Annotated in this window: 10 protein-coding genes; 9 read left to right on the top strand and 1 reads right to left on the bottom strand. The window is 52.4% G+C overall.

Annotated elements, in window-relative coordinates; translation table 11 throughout:
* Positions 1–15: 15 nt before the first annotated feature.
* From IPF95_08635 to IPF95_08625, 3 genes are read left to right on the top strand one after another with little or no spacing between them, the layout of a single operon-like run.
* Entirely contained in the window at positions 16–5,106 is a 5,091-nt protein-coding gene (locus IPF95_08635; GenBank protein ID MBK6474766.1) for a gliding motility-associated C-terminal domain-containing protein, read from the top strand.
* 58 nt (positions 5,107–5,164) lie between these two features.
* Complete coding sequence (locus tag IPF95_08630) at positions 5,165–5,890, top strand: hypothetical protein (GenBank protein MBK6474765.1); 726 nt, start codon at positions 5,165–5,167, stop codon at positions 5,888–5,890.
* A gap of 22 nt (positions 5,891–5,912) precedes the next feature.
* The gene (locus IPF95_08625) at positions 5,913–7,121 is read left to right on the top strand and encodes a glycoside hydrolase family 16 protein (protein MBK6474764.1); all 1,209 of its coding nucleotides are present in this window, start codon (positions 5,913–5,915) and stop codon (positions 7,119–7,121) included.
* Between the two features lie 6 nt (positions 7,122–7,127).
* Here the strand turns inward: IPF95_08625 and IPF95_08620 are convergent, their stop codons facing one another.
* Positions 7,128–8,057 carry a hypothetical protein gene (locus IPF95_08620; GenBank protein ID MBK6474763.1) on the bottom strand — a complete coding sequence of 310 codons (930 nt, stop codon included), beginning with the start codon at positions 8,055–8,057 and terminating at the stop codon, positions 7,128–7,130.
* A gap of 136 nt (positions 8,058–8,193) precedes the next feature.
* On the opposite strand from IPF95_08620, the gene IPF95_08615 reads away from it, so the two are divergent.
* The 6 genes from IPF95_08615 (at position 8,194) to IPF95_08590 (ending at position 14,127) form a co-directional block, all read left to right on the top strand.
* A complete protein-coding gene (locus tag IPF95_08615) occupies positions 8,194–8,625 on the top strand; it encodes a winged helix-turn-helix transcriptional regulator (protein ID MBK6474762.1) in 432 nt (143 codons plus the stop codon).
* Positions 8,626–8,787: 162 nt separating this feature from the next.
* Positions 8,788–11,148, top strand: coding sequence for an enoyl-CoA hydratase/isomerase family protein (locus IPF95_08610; protein ID MBK6474761.1), 2,361 nt, complete (start codon positions 8,788–8,790; stop codon positions 11,146–11,148).
* Positions 11,145–12,257, top strand: a complete 1,113-nt coding sequence (locus tag IPF95_08605) for a hypothetical protein (GenBank protein MBK6474760.1) — start codon at positions 11,145–11,147, stop codon at positions 12,255–12,257. Before IPF95_08610 ends, IPF95_08605 begins: the two co-directional genes overlap by 4 nt.
* Positions 12,258–12,410: 153 nt before the next feature.
* Positions 12,411–13,586, top strand: coding sequence for an acetyl-CoA C-acyltransferase (locus IPF95_08600; GenBank protein MBK6474759.1), 1,176 nt, complete (start codon positions 12,411–12,413; stop codon positions 13,584–13,586).
* 11 nt (positions 13,587–13,597) lie between these two features.
* A complete protein-coding gene (locus IPF95_08595; protein ID MBK6474758.1) occupies positions 13,598–13,984 on the top strand; it encodes a hypothetical protein in 387 nt (128 codons plus the stop codon).
* Complete coding sequence (locus tag IPF95_08590) at positions 13,981–14,127, top strand: hypothetical protein (protein MBK6474757.1); 147 nt, start codon at positions 13,981–13,983, stop codon at positions 14,125–14,127. Before IPF95_08595 ends, IPF95_08590 begins: the two co-directional genes overlap by 4 nt.
* Position 14,128: the final 1 nt, after the last annotated feature.

Raw genomic sequence — 14,128 nt, 5'->3', positions numbered from 1 at the left:
TCAATTGACATTTACATGAAGATACTGAACCGAATACTGATCTTACTGACCTTGTCACTAGTAACTCAGCAGGTAGTGGCCACTCACTTGGTAGGTGGGAATCTGGGGTATACCTACCTTGGAGAAACAGCACCGGGCAGTCAGATCTACAGGTACCAGATCAACATGCAGTTCTACATGAACTGCGGTGACAACAGTAATTTCGAGACATTCCAGGATCTACTGAACACTTCGCAGAATGGTACGTTACCCGTTGGTGTATACTTACAGGATCCACAGAACCCGAATTCAGATAAAGTTCAGCAAGCGATCGTGGAATTGGCATTGATCAGCGACATCCAGATCGTACCGCCTTTTCCGCCCGGATGTGATGTGGGCGATGGCCTATGCACGCTACTCGGTGATTTCCAAGGAACGGTGGACCTACCCTTGAATTTCAACGGTTACCATCTCTATTTCCAGATGTGTTGTAGAAACCTGGACATCAGTAATCTGAACAACCCCAATCAAACAGGAATTGGTTACTATGCTTACATACCACCAACGTTGGTGCAGAACAGTTCGCCCGTTTTCTTTGGTGTTCCCACCCCCTTCTTATGCACCGCCGATACCTCTACGTTCATCAATAGTGCGAGTGACCCTGATGGAGACCAGTTGATCTTTTCATTTGAGAGACCATACAATAGCATAAGCATTGCTGGTGGTGTTCAAAACCCACCTGGAACACTTCCATGGCCAATTCCTGAAGTTACCTATGGCGGTGGATACAGCATTGCACAGCCATTCGGTGCCGGAGGCTATTCGTTCATCAACGGAGCAACCGGATTAACGCGTTACTTATCACCAATACAAGGAAACTATGTGATCGCTGTGGAGATCAAGGAATTCCGCAACGGTCAGTTGATCGGAAGAACGCGACGTGATCTGCAATTACAAGTTGTTCCATGCGCACCGAATACAACACCAGCGGTTTCTGGAACGTTGCCATTAAGCTATACGGTTGACGCCGGCGACCAGTTGTGTTTCGATATGAATTTCGGAGACACCGATGTAGATTCTCTTTTCCTTACTGCAAGCGGCACCATATTCGATGGTACTCAGTTCAACCCACCTGCAACAATAACGCCCATAGCCAGTGCTATTGGCACCGCTGCTGCGCAATTCTGTTGGGCTACCGCATGTGAACAAGGTCAATCCCAGCCTTATTTATTCAGCGTTACGGTCGTTGACAATGGGTGTCCGCCGAAGAATCTTGATGTAGTGTTCCAGGTCAATGTGGTCCCTTTTGTAGGACCCACAGTGATCAACGGACCATTGCAGATCTGTAGTGGTGTAACCGGATCCGTTTATAGCACGGATGACATTTCCGGTGCGACATACAATTGGGTCGTGAACGGCGGCACGTTGGTCTCCGGACAAAGCACCTCGGACATCGTTGTGGACTGGGGACCTTCGGGAGCAGGTTCCGTTCTGGTAAGTGCAACGAACAGTTTGGGATGTACGAGCGACCAGATCAGCACAAGCGTATCCATTGCCGCCTTACCTGTGGCGAATGCTGGAGCTGACATAACGATCTGTGATGGAGACAGTATTGCGATCGGCGGTAGCCCGACCGGGCCAGGAGGATCCAGTTTCTCATGGTCACCGAGTGCAACACTGAACAGTGGTTCCAATGCAAATCCAGAAGCAACTCCGCTTATAACGACGGATTACATCGTTTTAGTAAGCAACAGCGGTTGTACGGATCAGGATACGATCCGCGTCAATGTATCCGTACCATCTGTTTCAGCTGGAACTGACCTTGCGGTATGCGTAGGTGACAGTGTGCAGATCCAAGCACAAGGAACAGGTTCAGTGGTATGGTCACCTGCTGGTGGACTGAGTGCGACCAATGTGCTCGACCCTTTTGCGTTTCCAATCGCCACAACGGATTACATCGTAACACTCACCGATAGCGCAACGTGTATTGCACAGGATACGATCCAAGTATTAGTGAACCAGTTGCCCGTTGCTAATGCCGGAGCGGATACGAGTGCATGCACGAATGAGATGATCGTGATCGGTGGAGCACCTACGGGGCCTTCCGGAAGTACGTATACATGGAGTCCTGCAGGCGGGTTGAGTGATGCGAACAGCGCGAATCCTACTGCGACCATTACTGGAACACAGATCTACACGGTTACTGTGACCGATAGTAGTACGTGCAGCAGTACGGATGTCATCACGATCAATGCATTGGCCATACCGAACGTTGATGCGGGACCCGACACAACGATATGTGCAGGTAGCACAGTGCAGTTGAATGGAACAGGAAGTGGAACATTACAATGGACACCGATCTTCGGATTGAGCGATCCCGACATCGGTAACCCATTCGCAAATCCAGAAGCAACTGTTACCTACACGTTGACCGTGACCGGTGGAAATCTATGTGTGAATACGGATCAGACCACCGTAACGGTGAACGTACTTCCGAATGCGAATGCAGGTCCTGATCTTTCAATTTGTGCCGGCGATTCCATTCAACTGCAAGCAACAGGACCAGGTACATACAACTGGTCTCCTGCAAATACCTTGAGCGACCCGAATGCACCTACACCGTTTGCATCTCCGTTGGTTACTACGACGTATGTGCTCACGCTTAGTGACCCGATCGCTTGTGCCAACACGGATACGGTTGTTGTAAGTGTAAGCGTACCTGCAAATGCTGGAACGAATGGATCAACCACATTGTGTGGAACATCCGGCCAGCCTATAACATTGATCGACCTCGTTGGTGGAACGCCTGACCCCGGTGGTATATGGACCGGACCGAATAATACAAGCAGCGATGGCACTTATGTTCCCGGTACAAGTCTCGAAGGTGACTATACTTATACATTGCAATCACCAGCACCGTGTACGCCAAGCACCGCGGTCGTTAGCGTGATCGTTATTCCGGATGCGAATGCTGGGGACGATTCAACCCTGAACATATGCAATACGAGTCCAGAGATCAGCCTATTCACCGTTTTAGGAGGTTCACCGCAATCCGGTGGTTCATGGGTCGATGGGAACAGTATGCCGAACTCGGGCATCTTCGATCCCGCAACAGGTACTTCACAGACCTTCACATATACCGTACCTGGAATTGCTCCATGTACGGATGATCAATCACAGGTTGTTGTCAATGTGATCCCCGCACCGGACCCAGGAACTGATGCTTCGTTTTCTACCTGCACCAGTGGCGTACCATTTGACATGACCAGTCAACTTGGAGGTACACCGGATCCAACTGGAACATGGACATCGCCTTCGAATGTATCACACGGAAGCAATTTCGACCCGGCTATTGATGAAGATGGTGTCTGGGTATTTACCGTTCCGGGAGGTGTAGGCTGTCCTGATCAACTTGCTGAGCTCACCATAACGGCAACAACCCCGAACAGTTCCATATCCGGCGATGACACCATCTGCATCGGTGACACAACACAACTCTCGAACAGCGGAAATGCCATCTACTTATGGACACCTGCAACCGACATCAGTGATCCAGCCATCGGTGATCCGTTGTTCTTCCCGACCACAACAACCGTGTACACCTTGACCGTTACGGATACTGCTGGTTGCATTGGAAGTAGTGACATTACGATAACCGTCAATGCGCTACCTATGGTCGATGCCGGTCCGGATGCAACCGCTTGTACCGGGCTTTCAGTTACTATCGGCGGTTCACCGACCGGGCCAACAGGTAGTACATACACATGGGAACCGTCGGCAGAATTGAACGACGCGACTTCATCAAATCCTGATGCTGACCCTACCCAGACCACAACATTCATAGTCACGGTCTCTGATGGGAACCAATGTGTGAATAGTGATAGTGTTGTCGTGAACATTGTCCCGCTACCAACATTGGATGCAGGTCCGGATAGTGGGCTCTGTATTGGTGGTTCTGTGCAATTGAACGCAACTGGCGCCGGTCAATTCCAATGGACACCGAATGATGGATTGGATGCGGACAACATTGCCGACCCTGTTGCATCGCCTGCTGCAACTACCCTCTATACCGTAACACTAACGGATGGAAACAATTGCGTGAATACGGATGACATCCTTGTTTCCGTGAATGCGATCCCAACGGTCAGCGCTGGAGATGACCGCTATCTCTGTCCGGGCTTTGCTGCTCAATTAAATGGAAGCGGAACAGGGAATGCAAGCTGGTCACCAACAACAGACTTGAACGATCCTGCCAGCCCAACACCGCAAGCGTCACCAGTGATCACCACGACCTACACGCTGACCATCACGGATGGGAACGGCTGTACTGCGAGTGATGCTATGAATGTTCAAGTAAGCACGGACCCTCCGCTTGATCCCGGTCCGGACCAGACCATTTGTGATGGTCAACCTGTTATCCTCGGAGGCAACCCAACGACGATCCCTGGCGTAGCGATCTTCTGGAATCCGGCTTCGGATCTGAACGATGCCACTTTGCTGAACCCAACAGCTTCACCGACCGGAACAACGATCTATACAGTAACGGCGCAAAGCGATACATGTACCAGTCAGGGTTCGGTCACGGTAACAATTCAAGGTAGTCTTAACGTCCAGTTCGACATTACACTGGAGCCGAATTGCGACGGTGTGCGTGCCTTCTTCACGGATGCATCATCAGGTGCAACGAGCTGGTTCTGGGATTTCGGTGATGGCGCGACCAGCACGCAACAGAACCCGCAACATCAGTTCGCATACGGTGGATCCATCAATGTGACCCTCACAGTTTCCGATGGCGTGAATTGCGATGGCATGCTTACACAAACAATAGATCCGGGAAACTTCTCCGATCACGTAAGCTTCGATATCCCGAACGTATTCAGTCCGAATGGTGATGGCGTCAACGATGTGTTCACCTTCAATACCGACGCAATTCTTGGCGCGTGTACTTCCATGGAAGTATTCAACCGTTGGGGACAGGTCGTTTTCCAGAATACAGGGAACAACATAATATGGGATGGGCGCAGCTTAGCAGGTGAAACGTGTGTTGATGGAACCTATTTCTATACCATCGTAATTGGCAGTACCGAATTGAAAGGCAACGTATTCCTGAGTACAAAGCGGCGGTAAGGAATATGTGGCTGAACTAGTGGTCAGATCCTTATTCCGGTAACACGAAGAAGAACCAATGGTGAAAGGTTGGAGCGGAATTGCTGTGATCACTTGTCTCGTTATGAGTTGCACGAACGAAGCACCCAAGAACGCGAACACACCTGAAGATGAACCTGCTCTGAATGGGTTTTCCGGTCCGTTGGAATACGCAGTGGTTCCGGACAACGTAGTACACGATACGCTTCTCGTGCAAGTAGCCTTGAACCTTCAGGACGGCACCAATATCATGGTTGCATCGAACATCGAAGAGAAATTCGAAGGGTTGCGGCTTTATCATTATCGTGCGCTACCGGACAGTTCTGCGGAGGTCCTATCCGTATCGGTACCAGCTTACGACAGTTGGTCGATGTTACCGACCTTCTTCGGTCCGGGAAAGGGTATGAATGGCTCATGGATGGCAGCCAATTTCGGTGAACGCGAAAGCTGGGGGCAAAAATTATTCTGGTGTGAGAACGGATTTCAGGACCGTGGTTTCATTGACCTGGCATTTCCTGAACACGTAGTTGAGGAGGACACCTCCTATTTGAAGCGAACGACCATTGCGCCATTTATGCGCGTTGGATACAGCAATGACACCACGCTTTTCATGTTTGATTGTGATAGTGTCTATATCTATGATGACCTCAAGGGCCACGCCGATTATGTGGTTCCTTCAGCTTCCATTCGATACACGTATCATCCGACTACCGGACTTGTACTCTGGATGAACGGTGTCCCGCGAACTCCAAAGCCGAACACGTAATACCAATTCGAATTCCAACATAATGAAGACCAAGTACGTCGTCATTTCTTCAGTGCTCCTCATGCTACTGAGTTTGATCGGCCCTGTTGACGCCTACGGCCAAAAGAAGAAGATCAAGGATCTGCCGACGGTATCGGACCCGGGTGGCAACTGTGATAACAACACATACAAGCTCGTCTTCCAGGATGAGTTCGAGGGCAACGAATTGGACCGGACGAAATGGATCACCCATTTCCCTTTCAGCGATGACGGAAGCGAAAATTGCGAATCATGTCGCTATCTAGGAAGCAACAACAGTGTCTTCATGGACGACCAAGTAAGTGTGACGGATGGTATGCTGAAACTTGCCGTAGAACAAAAAGAAACCACGTGGTATAGTAAAACCACGCAGCACAGAGGAAGTGCTATCCGCTCGATCGGCAGTGCTGAATTCACGTATGGAAAATATGAGATCCATTGTCGCATACCCAATGGCCGTGGTCTGTGGCCTGCATTCTGGATGTTCGGCGGAGAAACAGAGATCGATGTGTTCGAGATCTGTGGCGAACGCCCAAAATGGCTCAAAGGATCTTTGCATCAGTGGGGTGATACACGCTACTCCAACACCGGAAAGTATAAAGGTGTGGATCATAGTGCCGACTTTCACACGTACGCCGTTGAATGGGACCGCGATGAAATAAGATGGTATCTGGACGGAGAGGTCATTTATGTGCGCGGTCGGTATGTTGACCGAAGAGGCAGACCTTTGCCGGGATGTGATCGCCCCTCGGGTTCGAATCGCATTGCGCCCTATTTTCCAAGACCACAGGACAAGGTCAACGTGCTCGCAGACAACAGCGTGGACAAACCGAAAGGATATTGCAACGGACCAAAGAAACCGGAACCCTGGCCTACCGAAAGCGCAATGCTCGTTGACTATATCCGAGTGTATCAACGCGTGCCGCAGGAAGGGTTGAGTGATCTCTGCTCTGCACCGAAGAAGCTGACATTATCGCCGTCAAATGCTGTGCTGAAGAATTCCGATCAACGCAATGTAGAACTCACCGGAGCGCATGGAAGCTTGCTTTGGGAGTGCAGCGAAGGATTGCAGATCACAGAACGGACCTACAACGGAGTTACTGTGAAGGCAGTGGGCAAAGCAGGGAAACAATGGATCCGCGTAGTATCAACGAATGACCCTTGTTCAACAGAAACCGTAACGCTTGAAGTGCCTCTTGAGATCGTGCTATAGGCAAGCTCACTGTACGATCGGGATAAGACCGCGGATCCCCATATCTACCACTACATCGCCGGCCGCCGGTTCAAAGTATCCATCGCCATTATCGATCCATTCGAAACTTTGGTTAGTGGATAACGACACCACGATCTCGATATCCTCGGTTTCATTTCCGGTGATCACCAACGGTGTTGCAAAACCTCCGGTGACCAAACAAGAACCGGCAGGGATCGGCGAAGAGTCGAAGATCGGGTTGGGAACGGTGGTAACGCCGGGTGCTTGACCGACCGTTGGAGCTGGCGTCGGAATAGGAGCTGGCAACGGATCCACCTCAAAGGCCCAGAAACCTTGGAGCTTATCGTCATTCACCGTTACACTCTGCTGCCCCACATTGAACGTGCCGATGTATGTATTGAAGCCGATGAAGGAAGCCAAGGTTCCTGTCAGATCCATCGCACCCTGGCCGAACTGGGTATCCGTGTATCGGAAGTTGATGTTATAGTTCTGATAAGCAAGTGAAACACGCAGATACTCATACGTTCCGGCAGCAAGTTGCGAGAGCGGAATGTTCAGGAAAGTTCCGTTCTGTCCCGCGTTCACGCTTTGGTTAAAGTCGATCGCATTAGCACCACCCGCCGTTGTTTCTGGAGCATGGTACACTACCGAACCCGTTCCGGGCAAAGTCCATGCAGTTGGTGCGAACTCCACGTAATGGCTGCTCATGGTATTGAAGCGCGGGTTCTGGGCCGCATGGCCTGCTGGCAAAGTCAGTTGCGGTTGACCTTGCCCATTCAAGCGAACCTGCGTGCTGTCGAATCGGAACTTCAGGATCAAACGCGGGCCGTTGTCCACTGGTGTTGGCGTGGTTGGTACGGGATCCGGATCATCCTTCTTGCAGGAGCCGAATGTGATCAATGTGATCGCCAAGAACAGTAAGGATAACTTTCGCATGGTGGGAGTCTGTTTGAATATGGAACGCAAACGCAGCCGCTAAAAGTACACGGATGATCCGTTCCGTGATGACCGCCGGTTTTTTTATACGTTATGCGTGCATACCATTAGTCATTACCTTAGCCCTTCGCATCGCATGAAACCCGAAGAGACCATCGACTTCCCGATCCGCAAAGTGTGGAGCCGCATCTCGCGGATGTACAACAGCGAGGCGAGCAAGTACGGCGGCACCATGGCGATCGGGCAGATCCTGTTGAGCATTGATCCAGGAGGCACACCAAGCACCAAGCTCGGACCCAAGATGGGCATGGAAAGCAGAAGCCTAGTGCGCATCCTTCAGAACATGGACGTTGAAGGATTGATCAAACGCGTGCCGTGCGGTGATGACAAGCGGATCGTTCGGATCCACCTTACAGCAAAAGGCAAAAAGATGCGCGATGTCAGCCGCGATACGGTGATCAAATTCAATGAAGCCGTTCAAAGTCGCTTTACGAAGAACCAACTGGATAGCTTTCGAGCGGTAATGACCGAACTTGATCGGATACTGGAAGAAGAACAACTATTCTGAATTGAACCGCAACGGCTCGCCATGCGGCGGGCGACGATAACGCAACGTAGATCAACAACCCAATAGACAAGCGATGATAACTCGACCTCTCAACAACTCCTTGGCATTTCGCCGCGGACCCGTTGCGTCGTTGCGCCGTCGCGGTCAAATGCATTCACACCAATGAATAACCGCAACATCAAGAAAGTAGCCGTCCTCGGCAGCGGCGTTATGGGCAGCCGCATCGCGTGCCACTTTGCTAACGTGGGATGTGAAGTCCTGCTGCTGGACATCGTCCCGAAGGAGGGTAACGACAAGAACAAGATCGTCAATGACGCCTTGGCCTTCGCACTGAAGAACAACCCCTCTCCTATCTACGACAAGAAATTCGCGAGCCGTATCAGAACCGGAAATTTCGACGATGACCTGCCGAAGATCAAGGACTGCGACTGGATCATCGAGGTGGTGATCGAACGCTTGGACATCAAGCAGCAGGTGCTGGCGAACGTGGAGAAGTACCGAACACCGGGCACTTTGATCACGACTAACACGAGCGGCATTCCGATCCACGCGATCGCGGAAGGACGCAGCGACGATTTCAAGAAACACTTCTGTGGAACGCACTTCTTCAATCCGCCGCGCTACTTGCAGTTGTTGGAGATCATTCCTGGTCCGGGAACAGATCCTGCTGTACTTAGTTTTCTCGAAGACTACGGCCAGCACATCCTCGGAAAAGTAACTGTGCTCTGCAAAGACACGCCCGCGTTCATCGCCAACCGCATCGGCGTGTTCGGCATCATGGGCCTGTTCCACTTGGTGGAAGAAATGGGCCTAACTGTTGAAGAAGTTGATCGCCTCACTGGCCCTGTTTTGGGTCGTCCGAAAAGTGCCACCTTCCGCACTGCGGATGTGGTTGGATTGGATACGCTCGTGAAAGTCGCGCAGGGCGTGAAGGACAATTGCCCGAAGGACGAACAGAACGCGCTCTTCACCATACCCGGCTACTTGCAGCAGATGGTGGACAAGAACATGCTTGGCAGCAAGACCGGCAAGGGCTTCTTCTTCAAGGACCGCGCGGCCAAAGGCGAGATCATGGCGCTGGATCTGAAGACGCTCGAATACCGCGCGCAAGTGAAGCCCAAATTTGCGACAATGGACGCTGCGAAAAAGGAGGACGACCTCGTGAAGCGCATGCCGATCCTCTACACCGGCACCGACAAAGCAGGGGATTTCTACCGCAAGAGTTTCCACGGATTGTTCGCCTACGTGAGCCACCGCATTCCAGAAATAACCGACGACCTCTACAAGATCGACGATGCCCTACGTGCCGGTTTCGGTTGGGAGCTCGGGCCCTTTGAATTATGGGATGCCGTTGGTGTGAAGACCGCACTCGATGCGATGAACGCAGCCGGAATGACGGTTGCACCATGGGTTGCTGAAATGTTAAAGGCAGGCAATACCAGCTTCTACAAAACAGAGGGCGGCAAGCGCATGTACTACGATGCCGCGAGCAAAAGCTACAAGCCGATCCCGCGTGCCGAAGGACTAATCGTTCTCGCCGACCTACCGGAAAGCAGCGTTGTTTGGAAGAACAGTCAAGCCGTGGTGCGCGACCTCGGCGATGGCATCCTTAGCGTGAGCTGGACCAGCAAGATGAACACCATCGGCGCGGAAGTCATCCAAGGCCTCAACAAAGCCATCGACCTTGCGGAAGCAGGCTACAAGGGACTCGTGGTCTACAATGATGGCGCCCTCTTCAGTGCAGGAGCCAACGTCGGCATGATTTTCATGATGGCCGTGGAGCAGGAATACGAGGACCTCGACATGGCCATCCGCACCTTCCAGAACACCATGATGCGCATGCGCCACAGCAGCATCCCCGTGGTGGCCGCACCGCACCAGCTCTGCCTCGGCGGCGGCACCGAACTCTGCATGCACGCGGACAAAGTGGTCGCGCACGCCGAGACTTACATGGGCCTCGTGGAATTCGGCGTCGGCGTGATCCCCGGCGGCGGCGGCACCAAGGAATTCGCGCTGCGCCTCAGCGACGAACTGAAGGAAGGCGACATACGCATCAACCGCATGCGCGAGCGCTTCCTCACCATCGGCCAGGCCAAAGTGAGCACCAGCGGCGAGGAAGCCTTCGACCTCGGCTACCTCCGCCCCGGCCAGGACGAAGTGATCGTGAGCCGTGCCCACCAGCTCGCCCACGCCAAGGCCTGCGCGCTCGACCTCTGGAGCAAGGGCTACACCAAGCCGCCCATGCGCCGCGACATCAAGGTGCTCGGCAAGGAAGGCCTCGGCATCGTCTACGTCGGCGCCAACAGCATGCAAAGCGGCAACTACATCAGCGAGCACGACGCGCTCATCAGCGAAAAACTGGGATATGTGTTGTGCGGTGGGGATCTTTCAGAGATCACCGAAGTGAGCGAGCAGTATTTGCTGGATCTGGAGCGGAAAGCGTTCTTGGAATTGTGTATGCAGAAGAAGACGTTAGAGCGGTTACAGAGCATCATTACTACGGGGAAAGTGCTTCGAAATTGACCGAGATGATAAATCCTCGGAAATTATTGGAGAACAATGCGGAAGACGTCCGTATGTTGGTGAGATATGAAGAATTCGTAGCGGCACTTGTTGCCTTTCGAGAAAAGTTCGAAGATTTTCCCGTTTCTCAAGTAAACAGTGAAGATTCCTTGAAAACGGTAATCCAAGAGATCGATTCCATCATAAAAGAGCAACAACTCTATGTTACGGAGAGTTGCACACCCGATTTAGCGGGAACGCTTGATCAGCTATTGCGGACAAGCGTTGCCTATGGTGCAATGGGTAAGCAATCACTTGCTCAGCGAATAAATCGATTGAAAGATAGATTGACTCAACGTGTGCGTTCTATCAATTACGTTTTGGCGATTGTCTCCATCAGTGATCCGCTAACTCTTGGTCAAACATTCATTGAGGAAAGAGCGGAACTGACAGTTGATGCGAAGGCGATATTCCTTCTCGAAAAGCTCTATGCACTCAGAAAGTTAGACCAGTTCTGGGATACCGGATTGATTTTCTACCTGAATCAAGTTGCACTCGACTGGTACGATGACTCTCGTAACATTGTCAAACTACTGGAACGAGACGGATACGTTGACGTATTTCCAGCGTCAATGCGAACAGATGCCAAGATCACAGTTGATGGCAAGGCATACGTTGAGAGACGGTTAGCGGCTTCCAAGGCAAGTTCAGACGATGAGGAACAGACCTCTGACTCGCATCCCGACTTTGTCAATTCAAACCGGGTCAAAGAGCTTCAGAATATTTCCCATCCGAACTTCGACTTTACTCGTCTCGTTCAGCTGTGTCGCGAACTAAACGACAACTACGAGCGAGGTAACTACCTCAGCGTTGCAATGGTCGGTCGATCAATAATCAACCATGTTCCACCACTCTTTGGTCACCAAACCTTTGACCAAGTAGTCGCACAGTACGGCGGACGAAGCTTTAAATCTCTTATGTCCCAGTTGAACACTTCACTCCGGAGCATAGCCGATAGTTATTTGCACTTGCCCATCAGAAAGACCGAAACGCTGCCCAACGCCACCCAAGTCAACTTTTCACATAATATGGATGTGCTTCTTGAAGAGGTTGTGCGAATATCCAAGTGACCGATGAACATCAGCACGAACAACTCTTGCGTGAGGGATAGCAGCGGAAAGCCCGGAGCGGCGTCTTCGCCGCGAGGACTTGCAGCGAATAGCCCGACGGCGTTGCATTTGAACGCCTGCACGCCCAAACAAACGTACTAAAAGCATTAGCACATGAACGCATACATCATAGCCGGATTCCGGTCCGCAGTAGGAAAAGCCCCACGTGGCAAATTCCGTTTCACACGTCCCGATGACCTCGCGGCGAACGTGATCAAACACCTGATGGCCAGCGTGCCGAACCTAGCGCCCGAACAGGTGGACGATGTGATCGTGGGGAACGCGACGCCCGAAGCCGAGCAGGGCCTGAACATCGGCCGAATGATCGCGCTGATGGGCCTGAACAACGAGAAGGTGCCGGGCATGACGGTGAACCGCTATTGCAGCAGCGGCAGCGAGACGATCGCCATCGCCAGCGCCAAGATCCACAGCGGGCAGGCGGACGTGATCATTGCCGGTGGCGTGGAGTGCATGAGCCCGATCCCCTTCGGTGGCTGGCGCATTGTGCCGAACCACACCGTGGGCAAGGAGAACCCGACGTACTACTGGGGCATGGGCCTTACCGCTGAGGCCGTGGCACGCGACTTCAAGGTGAGCCGCGAAGACCAGGATGCCTTCGCGCTGGCGAGCCAAGAGAAGGCCTTGGCTGCGATCGCCGCTGGGCGTTTCAAGGACGACATTGTGCCGGTGGAAGTGGAGCGCGTGTTCCTGGATACCCAGGAGAAGCGTCAAGTGGAGAAGTACGTGGTGGACACCGATGAAGGTCCGCGCGCGAGCAATTTGGAAGCGCTGGCGAAACTGCGTCCGGTGTTCGATGCGCGGGGCAGCGTAACAGCAGGCAACAGCAGTCAAACCAGCGATGGCGCGGCTTTCGTGCTGGTGGTGAGTGAGCGCATGCTGAAGCAACTGAACGTGAAGCCGATCGCGCGCCTCCTCTCCTACCACGTGGCGGGCGTGGATCCGCGCATCATGGGCATCGGTCCGGTGGCGGCGGTACCGAAGGCGATCGAGAAGGCCGGGCTTAAGCTGAAGGACATCGAGCAGTTCGAGTTGAACGAGGCGTTCGCGAGCCAGAGCTTGGCGGTGATCCGCGAGCTGGGGCTGGACCCTTCGATAGTCAATGTGAATGGTGGTGCCATCGCATTGGGACATCCGCTGGGGTGTACGGGCGCGAAGCTTTCTGTGCAGTTGTTCAACGAGATGCGGAGGCGGAAGCAGAAGTATGGTGTTGTTACGATGTGCGTTGGGACCGGGCAGGGCGCGGCTAGTGTGTTTGAGTTGTTGAACTAGCAAAAGCACCAATGTCCGGACCGAGCATCACACTCCTCTTCTTACTCACCGCTACTCTTGGACTGTGCCAGGGGCCCCCGAGCGACTCGCTGTTCCAAAAAGCCAAAACACTAGAATTGGAACAAGAGTATCTTGAGGCATGTATCATCTATGACACACTGGTACAGCGTGGTTATAGAGTGGACGAGATCCAATCAAAACGGCTCTATCGCCAACACCGAGAAATGGAGGACAGATTTCTAAAGGAGATGGAGGCGGGCGATGCTGCCTTTGCCACGTCCAAGTTCATCGAGGCTCGCGAGGCATACTACCGGGCGAATAGCCTGCACCCCGAAGACACGTATCCAAAAGATCAGATCAAGAAGATCAACGAACTGCTCAAGGCAAAAGAACGATGAGGACGACAATTGCTTTCTTAAACGTGAAGCTGAGCGTGCAGCTCTTCAACGAGATGCGGCGCAGGAAACAGAAATATGGTGTGGTAACGATATGCGTAGGGACCGGGCAGGGGACAGCGAGTGTGTTTGAGTTGTTGAATTGAG

This window comes from Flavobacteriales bacterium (genome assembly GCA_016704485.1).
Classification (GTDB): domain Bacteria; phylum Bacteroidota; class Bacteroidia; order Flavobacteriales_F; family PHOS-HE28; genus PHOS-HE28.
Note: the sequence above shows the minus strand (reverse complement) of the source record. Positions and strands in the feature narration are given on the sequence as shown.

Coding starts and splice junctions, on each gene's coding strand:
- IPF95_08635 (MBK6474766.1), top strand. CDS start 16: ATGAAGATACTGAACCGAATACTGATCTTACTGACCTTGTCACTAGTA.
- IPF95_08630 (MBK6474765.1), top strand. CDS start 5,165: ATGGTGAAAGGTTGGAGCGGAATTGCTGTGATCACTTGTCTCGTTATG.
- IPF95_08625 (MBK6474764.1), top strand. CDS start 5,913: ATGAAGACCAAGTACGTCGTCATTTCTTCAGTGCTCCTCATGCTACTG.
- IPF95_08620 (MBK6474763.1), bottom strand. CDS start 8,057: ATGCGAAAGTTATCCTTACTGTTCTTGGCGATCACATTGATCACATTC.
- IPF95_08615 (MBK6474762.1), top strand. CDS start 8,194: ATGAAACCCGAAGAGACCATCGACTTCCCGATCCGCAAAGTGTGGAGC.
- IPF95_08610 (MBK6474761.1), top strand. CDS start 8,788: ATGAATAACCGCAACATCAAGAAAGTAGCCGTCCTCGGCAGCGGCGTT.
- IPF95_08600 (MBK6474759.1), top strand. CDS start 12,411: ATGAACGCATACATCATAGCCGGATTCCGGTCCGCAGTAGGAAAAGCC.
- IPF95_08595 (MBK6474758.1), top strand. CDS start 13,598: ATGTCCGGACCGAGCATCACACTCCTCTTCTTACTCACCGCTACTCTT.
- IPF95_08590 (MBK6474757.1), top strand. CDS start 13,981: ATGAGGACGACAATTGCTTTCTTAAACGTGAAGCTGAGCGTGCAGCTC.